We start from the raw sequence: 24,269 nt of genomic DNA on the forward strand, positions 1-24,269 counted from the left end.
CAGCCCGTAAAGGGGCGCCCATTAATCAATCAAACTGCAAAGCGCAAAAGGCCCGCCACTAGACGGCGGGCCCGGCTCGGAGCCTTAAATACCCTGTTCGACAAAGGGTACGGTCAGGGCCAGCGCGCCATCCAGCGCTGCGGCGTCAACGCCACCGCCTTGCGCCATATCCGGACGACCACCGCCCTTCCCGCCCACTGCCGCAGCGGCCTGTTTCATTAAATCACCGGCTTTGAGTTGGCCAGTCAGGTCCTTGGTTACGCCCGCAACCAGAACGACCTTTTCCTCATGGACACTGCCGAGCAGGATCACTGCGCGACCGAGTTTGTTTTTCAATTGATCGACCAGCGCCAACAGCGCCTTGCCGTCCTGGCCGTCCAGGCGCGCCGCCAGTACTTTCACACCCTTGACGTCCACTGCGCTGGCCGACAGATCGTCGCCGGCGGCACTGGCAGCCTTGGCTTGCAGCTGCTCGAGTTGTTTCTCCAGCAGGCGGTTGCGTTCCAGCACGGCCGACAGCTTGTCGATCAGATTGTCGCGGCTGCCCTTGACCAGGTTGGCCGCTTCCTTGAGTTGTTCTTCCGCAGCGTTCAGGTACGCCAGCGCCGCAGCGCCGGTGACCGCTTCGATACGGCGCACGCCGGAGGCCACGCCGCCTTCGCTGATGATCTTGAGCAGGCCGATGTCGCCGGTGCGATTGGCGTGGATACCGCCGCACAGTTCGACGGAGAAATCACCGCCCATGCTCAGCACGCGCACGTTATCGCCGTACTTCTCGCCAAACAGGGCCATGGCGCCTTTTTTCTTGGCGGTTTCGATGTCGGTTTCTTCGGTTTCCACCGCGGAGTTCTTGCGAATCTCGGTGTTGACGATATCTTCCAGTGCCTTGAGCTGCTCGGGCTTGATGGCCTCGAAGTGGCTGAAGTCGAAACGCAGACGCTGGCTATCGACCAACGAGCCTTTCTGTTGCACGTGCTCGCCCAGCACCTGGCGCAGCGCAGCATGCAGCAAGTGAGTCGCGGAGTGATTCAGGGCCGTGGCGTGACGCACCTGGGCATCGACCTGGGCCTGCACCGGAGCACCGACCGTCAGGCTGCCCGACGCCAGCACGCCGTGGTGCAGGAAGGCACCACCGGTCTTGGTGGTATCGCGCACGTCGAAACGCGCCGCACCAGCCTGCAGGTAACCGCAGTCGCCGACCTGGCCGCCCGACTCGGCGTAGAACGGGGTCTGGTCCAGGACCACCACCGCCTCTTCGCCTTCGCTCAGGACGTCGACCGATTGGCCGTCTTTATAGAGAGCAACCACCTTGGCCGCGCCGCTGGTGGCGGTGTAGCCGGTGAACGCGGTGGCCACGTCAACCTTGACCAGGGTGTTGTAGTCCAGGCCGAACGAGCTGGCCGAACGCGCACGCACTCGCTGGGCTTCCATCTCGCGCTCAAAGCCCTCTTCGTCAACCGTCAGGCTGCGCTCACGGGCGATGTCGGCGGTCAGGTCCATCGGGAAACCGTAGGTGTCATACAGCTTGAACACCACGTCGCCCGGCACCACGGTGCCTTTGAGCTCCAGCAGATCCTGCTCGAGGATCTTCAGGCCGTGCTCCAGGGTCTTGGAGAACTGTTCTTCCTCGGCCTTGAGTACGCGCTCGATGTTGCTCTGCTGCTTCTTCAATTCAGGGAAGGCTTCGCCCATCTCGGCAACCAGCGCCGCGACGATCTTGTAGAAGAAGCTGCCGGTTGCCCCCAGCTTGTTGCCGTGACGGCAGGCGCGACGAATGATCCGGCGCAGCACGTAGCCGCGACCTTCGTTGGACGGCAGCACGCCGTCGGCAATCAGGAAGCCGCACGAACGGATGTGGTCGGACACGACTTTCAGCGACGACTGATCGCCATTTTCACAGCCGATGGCCTCGGCCGATGCGCTCAGCAGGTTCTTGAACAGATCGATGTCATAGTTGGAATTGACGTGCTGCATCACCGCACTGATCCGCTCCAGGCCCATGCCGGTATCCACCGACGGCGCTGGCAACGGATGCAACACGCCATCGGCGGTGCGGTTGAACTGCATGAACACGTTGTTCCAGATCTCGATGTAACGGTCGCCGTCTTCTTCCGCAGAGCCGGGTGGGCCGCCCCAGATGTGGTCGCCGTGATCGTAGAAAATCTCGGTGCATGGGCCGCACGGGCCGGTATCGCCCATGGTCCAGAAGTTGTCGGATGCGTAAGGCGCGCCTTTGTTGTCGCCGATGCGAATCATGCGCTCGGCTGGCACACCGATTTTCTGGGTCCAGATGTCATACGCTTCGTCGTCCGAGGCGTAGACCGTGACCCAGAGTTTTTCCTTCGGCAGCTTCAGGACACCGGTCAGAAAGGTCCAGGCATAGGTAATCGCGTCGTGCTTGAAATAGTCACCGAAGCTGAAGTTACCCAGCATTTCGAAGAAAGTGTGGTGACGAGCGGTATAACCGACGTTTTCCAGGTCGCTGTTCTTGCCACCGGCACGCACGCACTTCTGGCTGCTGGTGGCGCGGGTGTAGGCTCGTTTTTCCTGGCCCAGAAAGCAGTCCTTGAACTGGTTCATCCCCGCGTTGGTGAACAGCAGGGTTGGGTCGTTGCCCGGAATCAAAGAGCTGGAGGCTACACGGGTGTGGCCTTGCTCTTCGAAGAAGCGAAGGAAGGCTTCACGGATTTCTGCGCTTTTCATTAGGTTCTTCCACGGAGGCTGCGGCCAAAGGCCTGTGCGCAACGTCAACAGACGAAGCGACGGCAAAGGGCCGCATTATATCGGCGTTAATCAGCAGGTACAGCGTGTTTGTACGATACAAACAGTCAATTGGACGGCTAACACTGTCAGTGGCGGGAAAACGCGGCAAAAGCATCGACGACTTGCTCGATTTGCCCCCGGCTGACGTCCAGATGCGTGACCATGCGCAAGCGTGACGCCGCGCCCAGCCTGATCCCGCGCTCGGCGGCAAAGGCCTTGAGGGCTTCGGCACGCTCACCGACCTGGGCATACACCATGTTGGTCTGCACCGGCTCGACGCTGTAGCCGGCCTCGCGCAGGCCGTCGGCCAGCAGGCGGGCGTTGGCATGGTCGTCGGCCAGGCGCTGCACTTGGTGCTCCAGGGCATAGAGGCCGGCCGCCGCGAGAATCCCCGCCTGGCGCATGCCGCCACCGACCATCTTGCGCAGGCGGCGCGCCTTGGCGATCAGTTGCTCCGAGCCACACAGCACCGAGCCCACCGGCGCACCCAGACCTTTGGACAGGCACACCGATACCGAGTCGAAGTGCCGAGTGATCTCCCGTGCATCGACCCCCAACTTGACCGCCGCGTTGTACACGCGGGCGCCGTCCAGATGCAGGGCCAGGCCGTGTTCACGGGTAAAAGCCCGCGCCTGGGCCAGATAGGCCAGGGGCAGCACCTTGCCCTGCATGGTGTTTTCCAGGGCCAGCAGGCGGCTGCGGGCGAAGTGGAAGTCGTCGGGCTTGATCGCGGCCGCCACCTGGGCCAGGTCCAGCGAGCCGTCGTCCTGGAACTCCAGGGGCTGTGGCTGGATCGAGCCGAGCACCGCCGCACCGCCCCCTTCATATTTATAGGTGTGGGCCTGCTGGCCGACGATGTATTCGTCGCCACGCTCACAATGGGCCATCAACCCCAGCAGGTTGCTCATGGTGCCGCTGGGCACGAACAGCGCGGCGGCAAAACCCAGGCGCTGCGCCAGATCGGCCTCAAGCTGGTTGACCGTCGGATCCTCGCCGTACACATCATCCCCGGTCCTGGCGCTGGCCATTGCCTCGAGCATGCCTGCGCTGGGCTGGGTGACCGTGTCGCTGCGAAGATCGATAACACTCATGGGGCGGGCCTCATCAATAGGACGGGTAAGTCGATGCCGGCAGTAAAGTCTGCGGCGAGCTGTTTTTCTACGGTCGACACCGCGATTAATCAAGGGCTGCAGCGGAAAAACCCGCATAACCCTGCAAAAAATCGATGCCTATCATCCAAAAGCAGCGATGCAGCAGCAAAAAATATGTGTTAAAAACTCACCGCCGCCGAATAATCCGGCGGCAAACGTTCTCAGGGCGGGGTGTAACTCCCCACCGGCGGTAATTGCGCGCAATGCGCATAGCCCGCGAGCGCTTGACGACACCCACGGCTTTACGGTGAGTGGCGCCAAGGTCAGCAGACCCGGTGTGATCCCGGGGCCGACGGTCATAGTCCGGATGAAGAGAGAACGGGATTGGCGCCAAAGGGCCGAACCGGAGCAGCCGTGTGAGTGATCACAGGCCAGCCTGGCACGTACCCTTAAATCCCATTCGATTCATAACGCCCTGTTTTTCACACAAACAGGAGTCAGAACATGCAACCCACCGCAATCGATAGCAAAAGCAAAAGCCACTCGAACGAGCGCGTCGCGTTTATCCAGGCCTGCTGGCACAAGGAAATCGTCGATCAGAGCCGTAAGGGTTTCGTCGCCGAAATGCTGGCCCAGGGTTACCTGGAAAGCGACATCGACTTCTTTGAAGTCGGCGGCGCCTTCGAAATCCCCCTGCACGCCAAGCTGCTGGCCAAATCCGGGCGTTATGCCGGGATCGTCGCCGCAGGCCTGGTGGTGGATGGCGGGATCTACCGTCACGAGTTCGTCGCCCAGTCGGTGATCAGCGGCCTGATGCAAGTGCAGCTGGAAACCGAAGTGCCGGTATTCTCGGTGGTGCTGACCCCGCATCACTTCCACGCCGGTGAAGAGCACCAGAAGTTCTTCTTCGACCACTTCGTGCACAAAGGCCAGGAAGCAGCCAAGACCTGCGCCGACACCCTGCACAAGACCCGCGCCCTGCGCCGTCATGAGCAACGTGCAGTCGCGGTCTGAAACCCTGCACAGAGATAGTCCTGACACCCTAGGGTGTCAGTCAGGGCCAGCGCAGCCTGCGCTGGCCCTCATTGAAACCGAGACACCCCTGACAGAACCAGCACCCGAAGGCGCCCCAAGCCTGCAGTAGCGATAGGGTCAGACCAGCTCGTCAGCGGTGGTGGGAACGATCAGAATCCCGGCACGCAAGCCGTTCTTGACCTTAGGGTTGGGGAAGATGATCCGGGCACCGGGTTCTTCGACCACCCAACGGGTCTGGGCGATGTCCTCGGCTAGCAGATAACCCACTTCCAGTTCCGAAAAATTCTCGATGTCCGCCGGCAGGTGCAGGTGGAAGGCATCGCTGTGCTTGATGATTTCCCGGGCCACGCTGAACAGCTGCAAACCGTCCAGGCTCTGCTCGGCCAACGGCGGCTCGCTGCCTTCGATAATCTGCTTGAGACGGGTTTCCAGGCGCTCGACATTGACGCCCTGGTTCTGGCCGAAAGGCCGGGCCTTGCCCAGCTCCAGGGTGAAGGACTCGGCGCCCAGCTTGTCGTAGGTGTAGGAGCTGAACACGATCGACGGCTTGTTCTGCAGCAGCACCGCCTCCATGCCAGCCGCACGCAAGCGGGCCAGTTCGGCGCGCGAATGCTGGCGGCCTTCCTTCCACGGATAGAGGGCGAACTGCTCGATTTTCGAGCCGCGAATCGCGGTATGCAGGTCGTAGTGCAGGCGACTGCGCTCGGGCAGGCTGAAAAAACTCGCCGCCAGCCGCTCCAGTTCGCAGGCGCGCAGGGCTTCGTTGCCGCTGCTTTGTTCATGACGGCCGTTGAACAGCCGATTGACGTCCTGCTCGATATAACGCTCGCCGCGGCGCATGGCCTCGGGGTTGCCGAACAGGAACAGAATACGTGCGCAAGGCTTGAGGTCGCCCCGGGCGATGTCATGCAGCAACCGATCGAGCAACTCGATCGGTGCGGTCTCGTTACCGTGGATGCCGGCCGACAGCAGCAGGTCCATGCCATTGTCGCGAGCTTCGGGCGGCCGCACTTCCAGCGCGCCTTCGCTCAGCCAGCGCATCCGCACGCCTTCGACAGTCAGTTGAGTCTTCTCCGCCGGTTCGCGACCGGCGAGGGTCAGTTCAAGCAGTTTGCCGAGGGCGAGCATAGAACGAGTTCCTTAGTGAGCGTGGCCGCAATCCGGGCCGTGCACGTGATCGTCTTCGTCACCGGCGTCGGCCGGTTCCATTTCCAGTTGCAGGCTGACCAGGTTGGTCGCCAGCGGGCGCAGCAGCAGGTTGGCGTATTCGGCATCACCTTCTTCGACGTCCACGCCGATCAGCAATTGGCCGCGGCCGTCCTGCTGGATCCACAACTCTTTGCCTTGCCACATCACCGCAACACGGGTGCAGGAGGTTTCCAGTTGAGTGCCGTCGGTGTCTTCAAGGATCAGCTGCAGGGTATCGCTCATTTATTACGCTCTCATCTGGAGATAAAGCGGCGCGCCCGACTCAACAGAGACGGGCGCGGGCTTTCAATTGATCTGGAATGGATAAACCGCGCCCAGTTTAAGGATTTGCGTCAGTTCATCCAGTGCCGTCCGGCACTCAAGCAGCAATTGCGGATCCGCCAGATCGCTTTCGGCCAGGCGGTCGCGGTAGTGCTTGCCGACCCATTGGGTCAAGGTGTCGTACAACGGCGCGGTCATGATAACCCCTGGATTGACCGCCGCCAGCTCGGTTTCGTTGAGCGCGACCCGCAGTCGCAGGCACGCCGGGCCACCGCCGTTCTGCATGCTTTGCTTGAGGTCGAAGACCTTCACTTCGCGAATCATCCCGGCCGAAGACGTCAGGCCTTGCAGGTACTGCCAGACGCGTTCGTTGGCGCGGCATTCCTCGGGCACGATCAGCAGCATCGTGCCATCGGCGCGCGACAGCAGCTGACTGTTGAACAGGTAGGAACGCACCGCGTCCTCCACCGTGACCTGGGAACGCGGCACGCAGATCGACTGGAAGTTGCCGCCGAACTTGGCCAGCTTGCCCTGCAGCTCGGCGAGCATGGTGTCGGTGTCGAGGAAGGCATCTTCGTGGTGGAACAGCAGCTCGCCGTTGCCGACCGCGATCACGTCGTTGTGGAACACACCCTGGTCGATCACCGACGGGTTCTGCTGGGCGTAGACCACGCCGTCGTCGCTCAGGCCGTGCAGGCGAGCCACGGCTTGCGAGGCTTCCAGGGTCTGGCGCGCCGGGTATTTCTGCGGCGCCGGGTAGCGGGTGTCGAAGGCGCTGCGCCCGAACACAAAAAACTCGACCCCGGCCTGACCGTACTCACGGCAGAAGCGCGTGTGGTTGGCCGCGCCTTCGTCGCCAAATTGCGCCACTGCCGGCAACGCCGCGTGGTGAGCGAAGTGCTTCTGGTCGGCGAACATCGCCCCCAGCACGCGGCTGGTGGTCGGGTGCTCGATGCTGCGGTGGTATTTGCAGTTGAGGTTGGCGGCGGTGAAATGCACGCGGCCATCCGCAGTGTCGGCGCTCGGGCTGACGGTGGCGGCGTTGGCCACCCACATGCTCGACGCCGAGCAACTGGCAACCAGCAGCGGCATGGCCTGTTTGGCGGCCTGCTGAATCACTTGCGCGTCGCTGCCGGCAAAACCCAGGCTGCGCAGGGCCGCTACATCCGGGCGCTCCTGCGGGGCCAGCACGCCCTGCTGAAAGCCCATTTCCATCAGCGCTTTCATTTTCGCCAGGCCTTGCAGCGCCGCCTCCTTGGGGTTGGAAGACTGCTGGCTGTTGCTCTGGGAGGCGACGTTGCCGTAGGAAAGACCACCGTAGTTATGGGTCGGCCCCACTAGACCGTCAAAATTGACTTCATAGGATTTCATCAGCGAGGCTCCACGAACATCGATATTTTTATAGGCGTTAAAAGCGGATCAACCTGTGGCCAAAGAGCGTGCTCCCCAGCCACAACAGCTCCCACACATTCAGGACAAGCGCACACCCGGGGTCAATGCGCTCGGCAGCACCAGGCTTGGGGTTTCCAGCGAGGCCACCGGGTACGCGCAGTAATCTGCCGCGTAGTAGGCACTGGCCCGATGGTTGCCCGACGCGCCCACGCCACCGAACGGCGCGCTGCTGGCGGCGCCGGTCAGCTGTTTGTTCCAGTTGACGATGCCGGCCCGGCTTTCCAGCCAGAACTGCTGGTAGCGCGCCTCGGAATCCGAGAGCAGGCCCGCAGCCAGGCCGTATTGGGTGTTGTTGGCTTCGGCAATCGCGCCGGCAAAATCTGCGTAGCGGATCACTTGCAGCAACGGCCCGAACAGCTCTTCATCCGGTCGCTCGGCCACGGCCGTCACGTCGAGAATGCCCGGGGTCAGCAGTGCGGCCTGGGCCTGGGGCTGAGTCATGGTCAGCAGCGCTACCGCGCCATTGGCCAGCAGTTGCTCCTGGGCGTCGAGCAAGGCGCGGGCAGCCCCCAGGGAAATCACCGAGCCCATGAACGGCGCGGGTTGCTGATCGAATGCACCGACCTCGATGGTCGCGCTGACGGCCACCAGGCGCTCCAGCAACTGGTCGCCCCAGGCACCTTGCGGCACCAGCAGGCGGCGGGCGCAGGTGCAGCGCTGGCCAGCGGAAATAAAGGCGGACTGGATGATGGTGTACACCGCCGCATCCAGGTCGGCGACCTGATCCACCACCAGCGGGTTGTTGCCGCCCATCTCCAGCGCCAGGATCTTGTCCGGGCGCCCGGCGAATTGCTGGTGCAGGTGGTTGCCGGTGCGGCTGGAGCCGGTGAAGAACAGCCCGTCGATACCCGGGTTGGCCGCCAGGGCGATGCCGGTTTCCCGCGCGCCCTGCAGCAGGTTCAACACACCGGCCGGCAGACCGGCTTCGATCCAGCACTTGACCGTCAGCTCGGCGACTTTGGGCGTCAGCTCGCTGGGTTTGAACAGCACGCTGTTGCCCGCCAGCAAGGCCGGGACGATATGGCCGTTGGGCAAGTGGCCCGGAAAGTTGTAAGGGCCGAACACCGCCACCACGCCGTGTGGCTTGTGGCGCAGCACGGCGGTGGCGTCGCCCAGGGGGCCGCTCTTCTCGCCGGTACGCTCACGGTAGCTCTGCACCGAGATGGCAATCTTGTTGACCATGCTGGTGACTTCGGTGGCCGACTCCCACAGCGGCTTGCCGGTCTCCTCGCCAATGCAGCGGGCCAGTTCGTCGGCGTGGTTCTTCAGGCTGGCGGCAAAGGCTTCCAGCACCGCGATGCGCTCGTCCAGGGAGCGCTTGGCCCAGGCCGGAAATGCCTGGCGCGCGGCCTGGACCGCAGATTCAACCTGTTCGGCGGTGGCGCCGTTGCCGGTCCACAGCACCTGCTGCGTTACCGGGTTCAGGGATTGAAAGGCTTCGCCCTGCCCTGCCAGCCACTCACCAGCGATGTATTGCGCATTCATTACTTGGACTCCCGGGAAGCAGACAACGGAACCGCGCGGACCTGGTCGCCGGCGTTGAGTTGCAGGCGTTTGGCGGTCAGGGGATCGACCACCAGGGTGCCGGCGGCAAAGCGCGCCGGAGCGGCCGTGATGCGGCAATCCTCGCGCTTGCGGTTGTGGATCAGGAACGGCGTGGCGTCATCGCCCGGGGTGCCGATCGCCAGCACCAGCGCCTGGCTGTCGCGTACCGCGCGGATCTTGCTGGTTTCGCATTCCACCGCCGGACCGGCGTCGAAGATGTCGACGTAGCCCTGATAGCTGAAACCTTCACTCTTGAGCATGGCCAGGGCCGGCTCGGTGTCGGTGTGGACCTTGCCGATCACGCTGCGCGCGTCTTCGGACAGGAAGCAGGTGTAGAGCGGGAACTTGGGCATCAGCTCGGCGATAAACGCCTTGTTGCCCACCCCGGTCAGGTAGTCGGCCTGGCTGAACTCCATCTTGAAGAAGTGCCGGCCCAGGCTTTCCCAGAATGGCGAGCGCCCGGCGGGGTCGGACATGCCGCGCATTTCGGCAATGATCTTGTTGCCGAACAGCTGCGGGAACTCGGCGATAAACAGCATCCGCGCCTTGGCCAGCATGCGGCCGTTGAGGCCGGTGCGGTAATCGGCGTGCAGGAACAGCGAGCACAGCTCGGAGTTGCCGGTCAGGTCGTTGGCCAGGAACAGCGTCGGAATCTCGCGGTAGATATTGAGTTCCTGGGAGGCGCTGACCGTCAGGCCGACCCGGAAGTTGTACCAGGGCTCACGCAGGCCGACCGCGCCGGCGATCGCGGAGATGCCCACCACCCGGCCGTTGTCGTCTTCGAGCACGAACAGGTAGTCGGCATCGCCGCGCTCGGCCTCGCCGCGAAAGGTTTTCTCGGCCCAGCCGACGCGGTGGGTCAGGCGCTCTTCGTTGGCCGGCAAAGTGGTCAGGCCGGTGCCGGTACTGCGCGCCAGGTCGATCAGCGCGGGTAAATCGCTGCTGCGTACGGGACGAACGATCATGCTATCTCCTCAAACGGGCCGCTAACGCCACCCGTGAAACTCGCTGCCTTCTGGGCAATTTTCTCTGGGCAAAAGCAGGCGTCAAACCGCTACCAGGCGCACGCTGGCACCTTCGCCGACACCCAGTGCTTCGGCCGCTTGCAAGTCCAGGGTCACCGGTTTGCCGGGGGCGTAGTCGAGCTCCAGCAACACCGCGCGGTAATCCTGCAACTGGGCGTTGGCCACCAGGTACTGGCGTCCGCCGCCCTTGGTCACCTCACCGATTTTCACCGGCACCACGCGGCTCTGGGCGATCGAGCGAATGCCCGAAACCCGTGCATGCAGGGTCGGGCCGCCGTCGAAGATGTCGATGTAATGATCGGTCTCGAAGCCTTCGCGCATCAGGATGTCGAACGTGATCTGCGCCCGTGGGTGCACCTGGCCCATCGCCTCTTGGGCGGCGTCCGGCAGCAGCGGCACGTAGATCGGGTAGTGCGGCATCAGTTCGGCGAGGAAGGTGCGGCTTTTCAGCCCGCACAGGCGCTCGGCGGCAGCGTAGTTGAGGTCGAAGAAGTTACGTCCGATGGCATCCCAGAATGGCGAGTCGCCCTGTTCGTCGCTGTAGCCGACGATCTCGGTCACCACTGAATCGGCAAAACGCTCCGGGTGGCTGGCCACAAACAGCAGGCGGCCGCGGGAGTTGAGCTCCGACCACGACGACCCCACCAATTCCGGCACCACGTAGAAGCTAGTCAACAGGCTATTGCCGGTCAGGTCATGGCACTGAGACAGGACGTGAATCTTGTTATGAATCTTCAGCTCGCGGGAGGCGTGAACGAAGGTTTCATTGCGAAAGCTGTAGAACGGCTCGGAGTAACCGGCCGAGGCGACGATGGCCGAGCAACCCACCAGCTTGCCGCTGTCGGTGTCTTCAAGGACAAAGAAATAGCTCTCTTCACCGTTGAAGCTGACTTCGGCAGCGAACGAGGCTTCGGAAGCAGCAATCTTGTCGCTCAGGCGTTCGACATCATCCGGCAAGGAAGTGACACCAATCGGGCTGTCCGCAGCCAGACGCTGTACCTCGCCCAGATCAGCCATTTGCGCGGGGCGCATCACCAGCATGGTGTCACTCCTTACTCGAAACAGGTCGGCAAACAGGCCGACTCAGGGAAAAAAATGCCGGGATAGCCCGGCACAGAAATGTGGCTCGACGCCTATCCGCGAGGATAAACGCCGAGGAGTACTGCAGCCTGAATCAGGCTTGGGTCAACGTGGCGACGGCACGCTCGAAGCGGTCCAGGCCGGCATCGATATCGGCGTCTTCAACCACCAGGCTCGGGGCGAAACGCACCACGTCCGGGCCGGCTTGCAGAATCATCAGGCCTTCTTTTTCAGCGGCGTTGAAGATGTCTTTGGCCTTGCCCTTCCAGGCATCGCTCAGCACGCAACCGAGCAGCAGGCCCAGGCCGCGCACCTGAGTGAACAGGCCGTATTTCTCGCCGATCTGCTCCAGGCGGGTCTTGAACTTGTCGTGCTTGGCGCTGACACCGCTCAGTACCTCAGGGGTGTTGATCACGTCGATCACCGCTTCCGCGACAGCACAGGCCAGCGGGTTGCCGCCGTAGGTGGTGCCGTGGGTGCCGACCACCAGGTGCTTGGCCAGTGCTTCAGTGGTCAGCATGGCCGCGATCGGGAAACCACCGCCCAGGCTCTTGGCGCTGGTCAGGATGTCCGGCGTCACGCCGTAGTGCTGGTAGGCGAACAGCTTGCCGCTGCGACCCATGCCGGTTTGCACTTCATCGAACACCAGCAGCGCGTTGTGCTCGTTGCACAGCTCGCGGGCGCCTTGCAGGTAAGCCAGCTCGGCCGGCAGTACGCCGCCTTCGCCCTGGATCGGCTCCAGCACCACGGCGCAGGTCTTGTCCGAAACGGCGGCTTTCAACGCTGCCAGGTCGTTATAAGGAACGTGGGTGATGCCGGTGATTTTAGGACCGAAACCGTCGGAGTACTTCGACTGGCCACCGACGTTGACGGTGAACAGGGTACGGCCGTGGAAGCTGTTGAGCGCGGCGATGATTTCGTACTTCTCAGTGCCGAAACGATCGAAGGCGACACGACGGGCCAGCTTGAAAGCGGCCTCGTTGGCTTCGGCGCCGGAGTTGCAGAAGAACACGCGCTCGGCGAACGTGGCGTCGATCAACTTGTGCGCCAGGCGCAGGGCCGGCTCGTTGGTGAAGACGTTGGACACGTGCCACAGCTTGTTGGCTTGTTCGGTCAGCGCACCGACCAGCGCCGGATGGGCGTGACCCAGGACGTTGACCGCGATGCCGCCGGCGAAGTCGATCAGCTCTCGACCTGACTGATCCCAGACTCGGGACCCGGCGCCACGCACTGGAATGAAAGCCGCAGGCGCATAGTTGGGAACCATGACCTGGTCGAAATCGGCGCGTTGCACCGGAGCTTGCTCAACGGACATCGGAGTCTCCTGAAGAGGAACGCCTGCCTGAAACTGGCGAGCGATGGGGGGATTGTAAGGACAGTTTTCAGCCCGGCCTTGCCGCCAAGCGACAACTTCTTATAGCGCCAAACCCGGATTTAGACGGGTTTACGGCAATGCGACAAATAGCGTCGCAAAGGCGCAGTTTAAACTGCCGACAGGCCTTAGCGGCAGCTCTACCCGCAATTGCGTCGGCCAATGATCTGTCGTCGCGGCCATAGGCTCGCGCCACGTTTGGGGCTGGGCAGGACAGGCGTTGTGTAATCCGTGGAGAAATGCGCCGGAATTTCAGGGCCCGCGCAGCCTGACGGCAGCGGCACATGTTTGAGGTGTAGCCGCTGCCGCAGGCTGCGCTGACCGGAACAGACGCCGTGTAATCTTTGCTGAAATGCGTCGAACGCCAGGAAAACCACACCCGCCGGATCGGATCAACCGCGCTCGGACGGCACCGATGACAACTCGAACGGGCTGCTGCTGCGGCGCTGGTTGCGGTCTTCGCGGGGGGTGGCGCCGAAGAAGTTGCGGTAGGCGCTGGAGAAATGCGGCCCCGAGGAGAAGCCGCAGGACAGGCCGATCTGAATGATCGACTTGCTGGTCTGCATCAACATCTGACGCGCCTTGTTCAGGCGCAGCTCCAGGTAATACTGGCTGGGCACACGATTGAGGTACTGCTTGAAGATCCGCTCCAGTTGCCGGCGCGACACACAAACGTGCTGGGCAATTTCATCGGTGGTCAGCGGCTCTTCGATATTGGCTTCCATCAGCAGCACGGCCTGGGTCAGCTTCGGATGGCTGGAACCCAGGCGGTTTTGCAACGGAATACGCTGGCGCTCGCCACCTTCGCGAATCCGCTCTACCACCAACTCTTCCGACACCGCACCCGCCAGCTCGGCACCGTGATCACGGGCCAGCACCGCCAATAGCAGATCCAGCACCGACATACCGCCACAGGCGGTCAGGCGATCGCGATCCCAGTCAAACAGATGACTGGTGGCAATCACCTTGGGGAAACGCTCGGCGAAATCATCCTGCCAACGCCAGTGCACCGCCGCCCGATAGCCATCGAGCAAGCCCAACTGCGCCAGCGGGTAGACGCCGGCCGACAGGCCACCGATCACACAACCGGCTCGCACCAGCTGCTTGAGCGCGCTGCTCAAGGCCGGCGCCAGGGACGCCGGCGGCTCATCCGCCAGCAAAAACAGCTTTTGGCAGCCCTCAAGCTTGCCCGCCCAAGGCTCACCCGGCAGTTGCCAGGCGCCTTCAACCGGAGCTTCGGCCTGCAGGAACGAGAGTTCGTAGACAACATCCGGATGCACGCGCTGAGCAACACGCAAGGCCTCCTCAGCCAGCGCCAGCGTCAAGGCTTTAGTGCTGGGCCAAATCAGGAAACCAATTCGATGGGCAGTCATGGCGTGCGATCCGAAACGAAAACAGTGTTAAAAAACCGAGGGCGGCAGCACCAACATAGACCCGTCTGCGCGAGGCGCAGCATGCCCTAAAAAGGTGCACAACGGCAGCGCTAAATCAGCTGTTACTTCAAGCTGCCCGACAGGAACTGCTGCAACCGCTCGGATTGCGGATTGACCAGCACTTCACGCGGGTTGCCGCTCTCTTCCACCACCCCTTGGTGCAGAAACACCAACTGGTTCGACACTTCGCGAGCAAAGCCCATTTCGTGGGTGACCACGACCATAGTCCGACCTTCCTGGGCCAGGGCCTGCATGACTTTCAGCACGTCACCCACCAACTCCGGGTCGAGCGCCGAGGTCGGTTCGTCGAACAGCATGACTTCCGGCTCCATGGCCAGCGCCCGGGCAATCGCCACCCGCTGCTGCTCACCACCGGACATGTGGCCCGGGTAGGCGTCCTTGCGGTGCGCCACGCCGACCTTGGCCAGGTACAGCTCGGCCTTTTCCCGCGCCTCGGCCTTGGACATGCCGAGCACATGGACCGGCGCTTCCATGATGTTTTCCAGGGCGGTCATGTGCGACCACAGGTTGAAATGCTGGAACACCATGGACAGCCGCGAGCGCATGCGCTGCAGTTGTTTCGGGTCGGCGGCCTTGAGCGCGCCGTCCTTGTTCGCCACCAGCTTGAGCTCTTCGTTGTTCAGCAGGATCTTGCCCGCATGGGGCTGCTCAAGCAGGTTGATACAGCGCAAAAAGGTACTTTTGCCGGAGCCACTGGAGCCGATGATGCTGATGACATCGCCGGCGGCGGCTTTCAGGGACACGCCCTTGAGCACTTCGTGACTGCCATAGCGTTTATGCAGGTCTTGGACTTCAAGTTTGTACATGCTGTCGGTTCTCACAAAAAGCTGTCAGTCAGTCGTTGAGCAAGCGCCCGTGCCGCAGCGCTTCGCGCCCCGCCACCTTGGCCAGCCAGAAACCGGATTGGGCATAACGTAGCCGTTCCACGGCAAACAACACGCCGCTGGTGCCAGCACACAGGATGCTGACCCGATCGGATAAGGGGTCAATCACTTCAAAGATCGGCTCGCCCTTCTCCACCCAGCTGCCAACCGGACGCAGAAAGCTCACCACGCCCGGATGGGGCGCAAACAATAGCTCGGTGCCTTCAAATGGCATGGCTTCGCAGGCTTCCTGCGCGGCCTTGGGCCACTCACCAGCGATCAGGCCCTGCTCGGCCAGAAACGCCAGGATCCCTTCGGCATGAGCCTCGGCTTGCGGGCGACCGGTGTCAGCCTGCCCGCCCAGCTCGACGGTGGTCGCCAGGCACGCCAAGGGAATCTGCGCCTCGGGAAACAACCGGGAAAGTTGCAGCCAGGGCAGCGAACAGGCCTCGTCAAACGAGTTGCCGCCCGACTCCTCGGCCAGCAGGCCGACCCGTACATTCAAGTGCGCAGCCAGGGAGCGCCACTGCGGCCATTGCTGCGGCAAGGCGTACATGTGCAGCGCAGCCTCGGCATCGCAATGCAGGTCGAGAACCACATCGGCGCCACAGGCATGGCTCAGCAATACCCGTTGCAAGCCTTGCAGCTGACTGGTCGGGGCCGGCAATGCCGCCAGGGCATCGCTCATGGCCTGGCGAATCAGGCGGATATTGGCGTGGGGATCATCCCCCAGGCGCCCTTCCAGCAGCGCCGCAACTGGCGCGCTCAGCTCAACGAAATCACGGTTGAAGTTCTTGCCGCTGCCGGCCTCGAAACGCCCCTGGTGATTGCCTTGCAGCAACTGCCCGAGGCCGATCGGATTGGCCACTGGCACCAGCTCGATCACGCCATTGAGCGCGCCCTGGGCTTCCAGCTCGGTCAGGCGTTTCTTCAGTTCCCAGGCGGTGCGCATGCCGGGCAACTCATCGGCGTGCAAGCTGGCCTGGATATAGGCCTTGCGCTCGCCACGGCCAAAGCGAAACACCGAGACCTGGCGCTCGCAGCCCAGATGGCTCCAGGGCAATGAATGATCGATACGTTCCATATCAGTGCTTCCGCGGCGCCAGGTAGCCCAGCCAGCGGCGCTCGGCCAGCTTGAACAGGCGCACCAGGATGAAGGTCAGACACAGGTAGAACACGCCAGCGGTGATGTAGGCCTCGAACGGCAGGTAGTACTGGGCGTTGACGGTACGGGCGGCGCCGGTGATGTCGATCAGGGTCACGATGGAGGCCAGACTGGTGGTCTGCAGCATCATGATCACTTCGTTGCTGTACTGCGGCAGCGCTCGGCGCAGGGCCGACGGCAGCAGGATGCGGCGATACATCTTGTAGCGCGACATGCCCATGGCCTTGGCCGCTTCGATCTCGCCATTAGGCGTGGCCCGCAGGCTGCCGGCGATGATTTCAGCGGTGTAGGCGCTGGTGTTCACGGCAAAGGCCAGGCAGGCACAGAAGGTTGCGCTCGACAGCCACGGCCAGAGAAAACTCTCACGCACCGCCTCGAACTGCGCCAGGCCGTAGTAGATCAGAAACAGCTGCACCAGCATCGGCGTGCCGCGGATCACGTAGGTGTAGAGCCAGGCGGTCATGTTGATGATCGGCTGCTTGGAGACCCGCATCAGCCCCAGGGGCAAGGCCGCCAGCAGACCGAAAAACAGCGACAGGGCCAGGAGTTTCAAGGTGGTCAGCAGGCCGCCCAGGTACAGCGGCATCGCCTCCCAAATGACGTTGTAGTCGAAGATCATAGATCAGCCGCCCTTACGCCTACCGAGTAGCGCTTCTCAAGGTAACGCAGTGCCAGCAACGAGACGCTGGTGATCACCAGGTACATCGCCGCCACTGCAAGGAAGAAGGTGAAAGGCTCGCGGGTGGCGTCTGCCGCCTGCTTGGCCTTGAACATCATGTCTTGCAGGCCCACCACCGAAATCAGCGCGGTGGCCTTGGTCAGGACCAGCCAGTTATTGGTGAAGCCGGGAATCGCCAGGCGAATCATCTGCGGCACCAGCACCCGGAAAAACACCTGGAAACTGCTCATGCCGTAAGCCATGCCAGCTTCGGCCTGCCCCTTGGGGATGGCCATAAAGGCACCGCGGAAGGTTTCCGACAGGTAGGCACCGAAGATGAAACCCAGGGTGCCGATACCGGCAGCCAGCGGGTTGAGGTCGATGTAGTCGTCAAAACCCAGCAGCGGTGCGACGCGGTTGAGCAGGTCCTGGCCGCCGTAGAAAATCAGCAGGATCAGCACCAGGTCGGGAATCCCACGGATCACCGTCGAATACAGATCGCCCAGCCAGGCCAGCCAGCGCACCGGTGACAGGCGCAGCGCGACCCCGATCAGACCCAGAACAATGGCCAGGGCCATGGACGACAAGGCGAGCTGAAGCGTCAGCCAAGCGCCATCGAGGATGACAGCCCCGTAGCCTTTCAACATGATTCAGGTCCTCGAAAATTGGGATGAAAAAATGGCGCAAACTTCAGAGATTCTGCTGCTTGCGCCATCTCGGACTAACTGCTTCGACGTATTACTGGCCGTAAATATCGAAGTCGAAGTACTTGTCCTGGATTTGCTTGTACTTGCCGTTCGCACGAATGGCGGCGATGGCAGTGGTGATCTTGTCTTTGAGCGCATCACCCTTGCGTACCGCGATCCCTACGCCGTCGCCAAAGTATTTGACGTCGGTGAAGGCCGGACCCACGAAGGCGAAGCCCTTGCCGGAATCGGTCTTCAGGAAGCCGTCGTTCAACAGGGTGGCGTCTGCCACGGTGCCATCGAGACGACCGGCGGCCACATCCAGGTAGATTTCGTTCTGCGAACCGTAAGGCTTGATCTCGGCACCCAGCGGCGCCAGCACTTCACGGGCAAAGCGTTCGTGGATCGAACCACGTTGCACGCCAATGTTCTTGCCTTTGAGCTCGGTCAGGCCATCGCTGATCTGAGTGCCGGCCTTCATGACCAGACGTGCCGGGGTGTTGTAGTACTTGCCGGTGAAGTCCACGGACTTCTTGCGATCATCGGTGATCGACATCGACGACAGGATGGCGTCGATCTTGCGAACCTTGAGGGCCGGGATCAGGCCGTCGAACTCTTGCTCGACCCATACACACTTGACCTTCATCTCTTCACAGAGGGCGTTGCCGATGTCGTAGTCGAACCCGACGATGCCGCCGTCCGGCGCCTTGGAGGCAAACGGAGGGTAAGCCGCTTCAATACCAATTTTCAGGGGCTTTTCATCAGCGAATGTCGGCAGGGAGAGCACGGACAGTGCCAGGGCGCCAAGAAGCACGAGTTTCTTCATCTTAGGACTCCATCGGTAAAGGGCGAAAACGGCAGAGTGAGCGACAGCCCAATATGCGAATGGGTGGAACCTGATTAGCGGCGCAGCGTCCTTGGCAGCCCGGCGAAAATCCAGCACAGGCGACGACGAGCGAGTGATCGGCATTCTAACGACAGGCCGGAAGCCGATATTTCTTCAATGCGACAACAAATTACACAAGCATCGAGAAAGCCGGTCAGGCGCATTGACAGCTCTTCGGGTTTATGCAAGAGCAAAAGAAATGGAACCGATACATGCTGCAAATTGCGGGCCTATTATTGGCAAAGCCTTCTATTCCGGCAAGCTCAGCGTAATGACTTATTTTTTACCTGGATAAAACACGCCCGAAAATGGGGCCTGGCGTTTCCCATGGCCCCGCTATTGGGCACAGGGTTACACCTTGGGCGATCCCGGTAACATTCAGATACGTCCGATGGACAAAACCGATATTTATCATCTCTGCAGCCGCTGCCGTCAGGCTGCGCTGGCCCGATCAATTGCCGCAGAGTGCCAGGTCGATCGATGTCGCGTCGCAGGGCCAGCATCTCAGCCCCAAGGGCCAATCGACACCAATACAAAGCGCCGACGCCAAGCAAAAAAAGCCCCGCCAGGCGCAAGGCCGGGCGGGGCTCGATGACAGGTAGCGCGTGTTACGCGACGTTCATCGTCTTGTGGGTTTCGATCAGGTGCTGCACCACTCCCGGGTCAGCCAGGGTCGAGATATCCCCCAGGCCGTCGTACTCGGCGGTCGCGATTTTGCGCAGGATACGCCGCATGATCTTCCCGGAACGGGTCTTCGGCAGGCCTGGCGCCCACTGAATCACGTCCGGCGAAGCAATCGGACCGATCTCCTTGCGCACCCAGTTCTTCAACTCAAGGCGCAGCGCTTCGCTCGGCTCTTCGCCGCCATTGAGGGTGACGTAGACATAAATGCCCTGCCCCTTGATGTCGTGCGGCACCCCGACCACCGCCGCTTCCGCGACTTTAGGGTGGGCGACCATGGCGCTCTCGATCTCGGCGGTGCCCATGCGGTGCCCGGAAACGTTGAGTACGTCATCCACACGCCCGGTGATCCACCAGTAACCGTCCTCGTCACGACGTGCACCGTCACCGGTGAAATACATGCCCCGGAAGGTCTTGAAGTAGGTATCGACGAACCGGTCGTGGTCGCCATAGAGCGTGCGCGCCTGGCCTGGCCACGAATCGAGAATCACCAGGTTGCCTTCGGCTGCGCCCTCGATGATGTTGCCCAGGTTGTCGACCAAGGCCGGCACCACGCCAAAGAACGGCCGCGCGGCAGAACCCGGCTTCAGCGCATGGGCGCCCGGCAACGGACTCATCAGGGTCGCGCCGGTTTCGGTCTGCCACCAGGTGTCGACGATCGGGCAACGGGATTGACCGACGTTCTTGTAGTACCAGTCCCAGGCTTCCGGGTTGATCGGCTCGCCCACCGAACCCAGCAGACGCAGGCTGCTGCCATCGGCGCCCTCACAGGCGGCGGTGCCGGAGGCCATCATGGCGCGGATCGCAGTCGGCGCGGTGTAGAGGATGTTGACCTTGTGCTTGTCGACGATCTTCGCCACCCGGGTGATGTCCGGGTAGTTCGGCACACCTTCGAACAACAGGGTGGTCGCGCCATTGGCCAGCGGGCCGTAGACAATATAAGTGTGACCGGTGACCCAGCCGACGTCGGCGGTGCACCAGTAGATTTCCCCTGGGCGGTAGTCGAACACGCGCTCGTGGGTCAGGGCCGCGTACAACAGGTAGCCGCCGGTGGTGTGCTGCACGCCCTTGGGCTTGCCGGTGGAGCCAGAGGTATAAAGGATGAACAGGGCTTCTTCAGCCCCCATTTCCTTGGGTGCGCAGACGGTGCCGGCAACCTTCATCAGGTCTTCGTACCAGATGTCGCGATGCTGGTTCCACTTGATGCTGCCACCGGTGCGCTTGCACACGATGACCTTCTGGATGCTGCTGGTTTCCGGGTTGGTCAGGGCGTCGTCGACATTGGCCTTGAGCGGGATCTTCTTGCCGGCGCGAATGCCTTCGTCGGCGGTGATCACCACTTTCGAGCGGCAGTCGATGATGCGACCGGCCAGGGCTTCAGGCGAGAAGCCGCCGAAGACCACCGAGTGGATGGCGCCGATGCGGGTGCAGGCCAGCATCGCGACCACGGCTTCGGGGATCATCGGCATATAGATAGTCACCACGTCGCCGCGGTGTACGTCCTGGCCACGCAGGGCGTTGGCGAATTTGCAGACTTCTTCGTGCAACTCGCGATAGGTGATGTTGCGGCTTTCGGCAGGGTCATCGCCCTCCCAGATGATCGCGATCTGATCGCCGCGCTCAGCCAGGTGCCGGTCCAGGCAGTTGTAGGAAACGTTGAGGGTGCCGTCGGCAAACCACTTGATGTCGACATGGTGATCGTCGAAGGAGGTCTGCTTCACCGTGGTGAAAGGCTTGATCCAGTCGAGGCGCTTGGCCTGCTCGCGCCAGAAGCCGTCGGGGTTGACGACCGACTGCTGGTACATGGCCTTGTAGGTCGCCTCGTCAGTCAGCGTATTGGCCGCAACCTCGGGACGAACGGGATACAGAGAAGCCGCACTCATCTTTCTTACCTCGGTGACATAGTTGTTGTTGTATGCCCCTGTTTTAGCCGGGGCGGGCCTATAGAACCATTCGACGATGGTAGTAACAAGCCCCTACAAAACGTCCTATTTACCTCATCAGCCGCTCTAGTACGCAGGCTGTAGCCAATTCCAAGTGATATTGAAAAGGCCCGAATCTGGGTCCGCGGCCCCGGAAATCCGGGGATTGTTACAAAATCCGTCAATAGTGTTTATCAAAAGCACGGCTATATGCCGGCCGCCCAGGCGCCTAAAATCGGTCTCGCCAACAAGGCAAAGTGATTAACCAAGTTGCAGCCCCCACGAAGGCAGTTAATCCAAAACACTTACTCAAGTTCCACACGCAACCCCAAAAAGGTTGCGTGACCCCACACGACCTTAGAAAGGTAAATTTGAAATGAAAGCTTTATTAGTTCTGGCCCTCAGCAGTCTTTGCGTCACTGCGATGGCTGACGAGATCCCGACTGATGTTGCCAGCCAGCAAACACCGGTAGAGGAATACTCTTACTCGTCCGACCTGGACATCGCCAAAGTTATCTCCATGAGCGAAGTTCCCAGTGTGTGCGAAGTTGTACCGGCGCGAATGGAGTACGAAGACTCCAACGGCCAAAGACATATTCTGCAATATCGCGTCATGGGCAGCGGCTGCTCTAACGGCTGAGAGCCAAGTTAGTTTCAAAAGACTTTATAACTGCCGGCCGCAAGAAATCACTCTTGCGGCAAAGATGCCCGCCACACACCGGCTCACGGGACTGTTGCAGAGCATCGTCTAATCGAGACGCGAACACGGCACTCGCACTCGACCGATTCCCTGAAATTTCGTTTAGCGCCTGGCAGACCTTGCCGGCCATGCGTGGAGAAGCCATCGCAAACAAATCGAAATAATCGATTATTAAACGGCATTTTTTGCGCTTTTTAATCAATTTAATCCGATTAGTATGGGCTTCACACCCACCGCACAAAACGAACAACACCTGGAGCTACCGACATGAAAACCAAACTGATCCTCGCCCTGACCCTTTCCGTACTGGCCGCCAACACATTTGCCGCTGACGGCTATGACCGTACCGGCTCGGCCATTGCCGCCGATGGTTATGACCGCACAGGTTCTGCCACCTTTGTTGAAGACGGCTATGACCGCACCGGCTCGGCCACCTTTGCCGAAGACGGCTATGACCGCACCGGCTCGGCCACTGTTGCCGAAGATGGCTTCGACCGTACTGGCTCGGCCACCTTCGCCGCTGATGGCTACGATCGCACCGGATCGGCCAACCTTGGCTGATCCTGGCAGGCGACTTCACAGCCCGACTCCGGTCGGGCTTAGTAGTGTTTGAAGCCGACCAAAACCACCTCAAACCACTACATCTAGTAAAAAACCCAGTTTCCTGGCCTTTTTCGGCCTCTATTTTCACCGTCAAAAAAAAATCTTCAGCCCCCCTCCCACGGCCAAAGCCCTGTAAACCCTCGCTTCGCCCTCAGTGCCTTCCCTTTGTGAGCCAACCTGCGCTACTTGGTCGCCCCACAGGCCTGAAAAAATCCCTATAATGCGTCCTCAAAACGGGGCCGCAACATTCCCTTACCGGATTGCAGTCACCGGCTGGACCCGCGCACGAGCCGACAACCTCAGCTCCACCCGACGGCCGTTCCAGACCTCCGTACACATATTCCGTTATTGCCTGCGTTCAGCTGCTGCAACAAACGACTTTCTATAGATCAAATGCGGCCAAGTGAGGCCGTGTGAAAAGCCAACCCTTTTGTTTTCACACGGGCATCTGGCCCTCATGCAGGAGACGACACGTCATGCTGAGCTGGGACGAATTCGACAAAGAAGAAGGCGAAGTTGCCGCTAAAGGCGCCAACGCCGGCCACGCTTCTGAAGCCAACATGGACCGCCTCGACAGCGCCGGCGGTGCCGCTGCTCTCGAAGCTCGCGCAGTAACCGCCAACGACTCCGCCGCGATCATTCGCGCCAAGGCCGCCCTCGACAAGCTCGACGTCGCCGAAGGCCTGGCCGAGCTCGAAGGGGCTTCTGCCCGTGTGGCCGTCGACGAAAAGCGCATGATCAACTGCCGCGCCGACCTCAACCAACTGGTGCCATTCAAATATGACTGGGCCTGGCAGAAGTACCTGGACGGTTGCGCCAACCACTGGATGCCGCAAGAAGTCAACATGACCGCCGACATCGCCCTCTGGAAAGACCCGGAAGGCCTGACCGACGACGAACGCCGCATCGTGATGCGCAACCTGGGCTTCTTCTCCACCGCCGACTCCCTGGTTGCCAACAACCTGGTCCTGGCCGTGTACCGCCTGATCACCAACCCGGAATGCCGCCAGTACATCCTGCGCCAGGCGTTCGAAGAGGCGATCCACACCCACGCCTACCAGTACTGCATCGAATCGCTGGCCATGGACGAAGGCGAAATCTTCAACATGTACCACGAGATCCCATCGGTCGCTAAAAAAGCCGCCTGGGGCCTGAAGTACACCCGTTCGATCTCTGATCCGAAGTTCGAAACCGGCACCGTCGACACCGACAAAGAGCTGCTGCGCAACCTGATTGCCTACTACTGCGTTCTGGAAGGCATCTTCTTCTACTGCGGCTTCACCCAGATCCTGTCCATGGGCCGTCGCAACAAAATGACCGGCGTCGCCGAGCAGTTCCAGTACATCCTGCGCGACGAATCCATGCACCTGAACTTCGGCATCGACGTGATCAACCAGATCAAAATCGAAAACCCGCACCTGTGGGACGCCGAGATGAAGGAAGAAGCCTCGCAAATGATTCTGCAAGGCACCCAGCTGGAAATCGAATACGCTCGCGACACCATGCCGCGCGGCGTACTGGGCATGAACGCAGCGATGATGGAGGACTACCTCAAGTTCATCGCCAACCGTCGCCTGTCGCAGATCGGCCTCAAAGAAGAATACCCAGGCACCACCAACCCGTTCCCATGGATGAGCGAAATCATGGACTTGAAGAAAGAGAAAAACTTCTTCGAGACTCGGGTTATCGAGTATCAGACTGGTGGCGCGTTGAGCTGGGATTGATTCCAGAAGCTCGCCTGAGTTTTCCGATCATCATTTGAATCGGCAAACACCAAAAAGCCCTGACCTGGTCAGGGCTTTTTTATGGGCGGTCGGA

At 61.3% G+C, this 24,269-nt stretch carries 20 protein-coding genes and 1 riboswitch; of the genes, 4 read left to right on the forward strand and 16 right to left on the reverse strand.

The genetic code is table 11. The features are described from left to right. Positions 1 to 84 precede the first annotated feature (84 nt). Positions 85 to 2,703: an alanine--tRNA ligase gene (gene alaS / locus CF161_RS06040; RefSeq protein WP_020295673.1), complete on the reverse strand. Its 2,619-nt coding sequence runs from the start codon at positions 2,701 to 2,703 to the stop codon at positions 85 to 87. 146 nt (positions 2,704 to 2,849) lie between these two features. Further along, on the reverse strand, positions 2,850 to 3,854 hold the full coding sequence (gene ltaE, locus CF161_RS06045; RefSeq protein ID WP_020295674.1) for a low-specificity L-threonine aldolase: 1,005 nt from the start codon (positions 3,852 to 3,854) through the stop codon (positions 2,850 to 2,852). A gap of 213 nt (positions 3,855 to 4,067) precedes the next feature. Further along, a riboswitch (FMN riboswitch) is annotated at positions 4,068 to 4,238 on the forward strand. 120 nt (positions 4,239 to 4,358) lie between these two features. Between ltaE and CF161_RS06050 the strand changes: the two genes are divergently transcribed. After that, the gene (locus CF161_RS06050; RefSeq protein WP_020295675.1) at positions 4,359 to 4,868 is read left to right on the forward strand and encodes a 6,7-dimethyl-8-ribityllumazine synthase; all 510 of its coding nucleotides are present in this window, start codon (positions 4,359 to 4,361) and stop codon (positions 4,866 to 4,868) included. Between the two features lie 138 nt (positions 4,869 to 5,006). Here CF161_RS06050 and astE read toward each other — a convergent pair whose 3' ends face one another. The 14 genes from astE to acs form a co-directional block, all read right to left on the reverse strand. Further along, entirely contained in the window at positions 5,007 to 6,017 is a 1,011-nt protein-coding gene (astE, locus tag CF161_RS06055) for a succinylglutamate desuccinylase (protein ID WP_020295676.1), read from the reverse strand. A 12-nt stretch (positions 6,018 to 6,029) separates the two neighbouring features. Continuing rightward, positions 6,030 to 6,320 carry a hypothetical protein gene (locus CF161_RS06060; protein WP_020295677.1) on the reverse strand — a complete coding sequence of 97 codons (291 nt, stop codon included), beginning with the start codon at positions 6,318 to 6,320 and terminating at the stop codon, positions 6,030 to 6,032. 63 nt (positions 6,321 to 6,383) lie between these two features. Beyond that, entirely contained in the window at positions 6,384 to 7,730 is a 1,347-nt protein-coding gene (gene astB / locus CF161_RS06065; protein WP_020295678.1) for an N-succinylarginine dihydrolase, read from the reverse strand. A gap of 99 nt (positions 7,731 to 7,829) precedes the next feature. Next, a complete protein-coding gene (astD, locus tag CF161_RS06070; RefSeq protein ID WP_020295679.1) occupies positions 7,830 to 9,296 on the reverse strand; it encodes a succinylglutamate-semialdehyde dehydrogenase in 1,467 nt (488 codons plus the stop codon). Continuing rightward, positions 9,296 to 10,321: an arginine N-succinyltransferase gene (astA, locus tag CF161_RS06075; protein WP_020295680.1), complete on the reverse strand. Its 1,026-nt coding sequence runs from the start codon at positions 10,319 to 10,321 to the stop codon at positions 9,296 to 9,298. The genes astD and astA overlap by 1 nt, the downstream gene beginning before the upstream one ends. 81 nt (positions 10,322 to 10,402) lie before the next feature. After that, entirely contained in the window at positions 10,403 to 11,422 is a 1,020-nt protein-coding gene (aruF, locus tag CF161_RS06080) for an arginine/ornithine succinyltransferase subunit alpha (protein ID WP_020295681.1), read from the reverse strand. A gap of 133 nt (positions 11,423 to 11,555) precedes the next feature. Continuing rightward, on the reverse strand, positions 11,556 to 12,776 hold the full coding sequence (locus CF161_RS06085) for an aspartate aminotransferase family protein (RefSeq protein WP_020295682.1): 1,221 nt from the start codon (positions 12,774 to 12,776) through the stop codon (positions 11,556 to 11,558). A 449-nt stretch (positions 12,777 to 13,225) separates the two neighbouring features. Next, complete coding sequence (gene argR / locus CF161_RS06090; protein WP_020295683.1) at positions 13,226 to 14,206, reverse strand: transcriptional regulator ArgR; 981 nt, start codon at positions 14,204 to 14,206, stop codon at positions 13,226 to 13,228. Between the two features lie 122 nt (positions 14,207 to 14,328). After that, entirely contained in the window at positions 14,329 to 15,093 is a 765-nt protein-coding gene (locus CF161_RS06095) for an ABC transporter ATP-binding protein (RefSeq protein ID WP_020295684.1), read from the reverse strand. Positions 15,094 to 15,121: 28 nt separating this feature from the next. Continuing rightward, a complete protein-coding gene (locus CF161_RS06100) occupies positions 15,122 to 16,234 on the reverse strand; it encodes a succinylglutamate desuccinylase/aspartoacylase family protein (RefSeq protein ID WP_020295685.1) in 1,113 nt (370 codons plus the stop codon). Position 16,235: 1 nt separating this feature from the next. Beyond that, positions 16,236 to 16,934, reverse strand: a complete 699-nt coding sequence (locus tag CF161_RS06105) for an ABC transporter permease (protein WP_020295686.1) — start codon at positions 16,932 to 16,934, stop codon at positions 16,236 to 16,238. After that, the gene (locus tag CF161_RS06110; RefSeq protein ID WP_020295687.1) at positions 16,931 to 17,620 is read right to left on the reverse strand and encodes an ABC transporter permease; all 690 of its coding nucleotides are present in this window, start codon (positions 17,618 to 17,620) and stop codon (positions 16,931 to 16,933) included. The genes CF161_RS06105 and CF161_RS06110 overlap by 4 nt, the downstream gene beginning before the upstream one ends. A 91-nt stretch (positions 17,621 to 17,711) precedes the next feature. Next, on the reverse strand, positions 17,712 to 18,485 hold the full coding sequence (locus tag CF161_RS06115) for an ABC transporter substrate-binding protein (RefSeq protein ID WP_020295688.1): 774 nt from the start codon (positions 18,483 to 18,485) through the stop codon (positions 17,712 to 17,714). Between the two features lie 668 nt (positions 18,486 to 19,153). Next, complete coding sequence (acs, locus tag CF161_RS06120) at positions 19,154 to 21,109, reverse strand: acetate--CoA ligase (RefSeq protein WP_020295689.1); 1,956 nt, start codon at positions 21,107 to 21,109, stop codon at positions 19,154 to 19,156. A 415-nt stretch (positions 21,110 to 21,524) separates the two neighbouring features. Between acs and CF161_RS06125 the strand changes: the two genes are divergently transcribed. The 3 genes from CF161_RS06125 (at position 21,525) to CF161_RS06135 (ending at position 24,175) form a co-directional block, all read left to right on the forward strand. Then, entirely contained in the window at positions 21,525 to 21,788 is a 264-nt protein-coding gene (locus CF161_RS06125) for a DUF2790 domain-containing protein (RefSeq protein ID WP_020295690.1), read from the forward strand. A gap of 327 nt (positions 21,789 to 22,115) precedes the next feature. After that, a complete protein-coding gene (locus CF161_RS06130) occupies positions 22,116 to 22,409 on the forward strand; it encodes a hypothetical protein (RefSeq protein WP_020295691.1) in 294 nt (97 codons plus the stop codon). A gap of 518 nt (positions 22,410 to 22,927) precedes the next feature. Next, positions 22,928 to 24,175 carry a ribonucleotide-diphosphate reductase subunit beta gene (locus CF161_RS06135; RefSeq protein WP_020295692.1) on the forward strand — a complete coding sequence of 416 codons (1,248 nt, stop codon included), beginning with the start codon at positions 22,928 to 22,930 and terminating at the stop codon, positions 24,173 to 24,175. The last annotated feature ends 94 nt before the right edge of the window (positions 24,176 to 24,269 follow it).

This window comes from Pseudomonas sp. CF161 (genome assembly GCF_000416215.1).
Taxonomy (GTDB): domain Bacteria; phylum Pseudomonadota; class Gammaproteobacteria; order Pseudomonadales; family Pseudomonadaceae; genus Aquipseudomonas.

What these genes read in the sequence shown, in the direction of transcription:
- alaS (WP_020295673.1), bottom strand. Translation starts at nt 2,703, where the DNA reads ATGAAAAGCGCAGAAATCCGTGAAGCCTTCCTTCGCTTCTTCGAAGAG.
- ltaE (WP_020295674.1), bottom strand. Translation starts at nt 3,854, where the DNA reads ATGAGTGTTATCGATCTTCGCAGCGACACGGTCACCCAGCCCAGCGCA.
- CF161_RS06050 (WP_020295675.1), top strand. Translation starts at nt 4,359, where the DNA reads ATGCAACCCACCGCAATCGATAGCAAAAGCAAAAGCCACTCGAACGAG.
- astE (WP_020295676.1), bottom strand. Translation starts at nt 6,017, where the DNA reads ATGCTCGCCCTCGGCAAACTGCTTGAACTGACCCTCGCCGGTCGCGAA.
- CF161_RS06060 (WP_020295677.1), bottom strand. Translation starts at nt 6,320, where the DNA reads ATGAGCGATACCCTGCAGCTGATCCTTGAAGACACCGACGGCACTCAA.
- astB (WP_020295678.1), bottom strand. Translation starts at nt 7,730, where the DNA reads ATGAAATCCTATGAAGTCAATTTTGACGGTCTAGTGGGGCCGACCCAT.
- astD (WP_020295679.1), bottom strand. Translation starts at nt 9,296, where the DNA reads ATGAATGCGCAATACATCGCTGGTGAGTGGCTGGCAGGGCAGGGCGAA.
- astA (WP_020295680.1), bottom strand. Translation starts at nt 10,321, where the DNA reads ATGATCGTTCGTCCCGTACGCAGCAGCGATTTACCCGCGCTGATCGAC.
- aruF (WP_020295681.1), bottom strand. Translation starts at nt 11,422, where the DNA reads ATGCTGGTGATGCGCCCCGCGCAAATGGCTGATCTGGGCGAGGTACAG.
- CF161_RS06085 (WP_020295682.1), bottom strand. Translation starts at nt 12,776, where the DNA reads ATGTCCGTTGAGCAAGCTCCGGTGCAACGCGCCGATTTCGACCAGGTC.
- argR (WP_020295683.1), bottom strand. Translation starts at nt 14,206, where the DNA reads ATGACTGCCCATCGAATTGGTTTCCTGATTTGGCCCAGCACTAAAGCC.
- CF161_RS06095 (WP_020295684.1), bottom strand. Translation starts at nt 15,093, where the DNA reads ATGTACAAACTTGAAGTCCAAGACCTGCATAAACGCTATGGCAGTCAC.
- CF161_RS06100 (WP_020295685.1), bottom strand. Translation starts at nt 16,234, where the DNA reads ATGGAACGTATCGATCATTCATTGCCCTGGAGCCATCTGGGCTGCGAG.
- CF161_RS06105 (WP_020295686.1), bottom strand. Translation starts at nt 16,934, where the DNA reads ATGATCTTCGACTACAACGTCATTTGGGAGGCGATGCCGCTGTACCTG.
- CF161_RS06110 (WP_020295687.1), bottom strand. Translation starts at nt 17,620, where the DNA reads ATGTTGAAAGGCTACGGGGCTGTCATCCTCGATGGCGCTTGGCTGACG.
- CF161_RS06115 (WP_020295688.1), bottom strand. Translation starts at nt 18,485, where the DNA reads ATGAAGAAACTCGTGCTTCTTGGCGCCCTGGCACTGTCCGTGCTCTCC.
- acs (WP_020295689.1), bottom strand. Translation starts at nt 21,109, where the DNA reads ATGAGTGCGGCTTCTCTGTATCCCGTTCGTCCCGAGGTTGCGGCCAAT.
- CF161_RS06125 (WP_020295690.1), top strand. Translation starts at nt 21,525, where the DNA reads ATGAAAGCTTTATTAGTTCTGGCCCTCAGCAGTCTTTGCGTCACTGCG.
- CF161_RS06130 (WP_020295691.1), top strand. Translation starts at nt 22,116, where the DNA reads ATGAAAACCAAACTGATCCTCGCCCTGACCCTTTCCGTACTGGCCGCC.
- CF161_RS06135 (WP_020295692.1), top strand. Translation starts at nt 22,928, where the DNA reads ATGCTGAGCTGGGACGAATTCGACAAAGAAGAAGGCGAAGTTGCCGCT.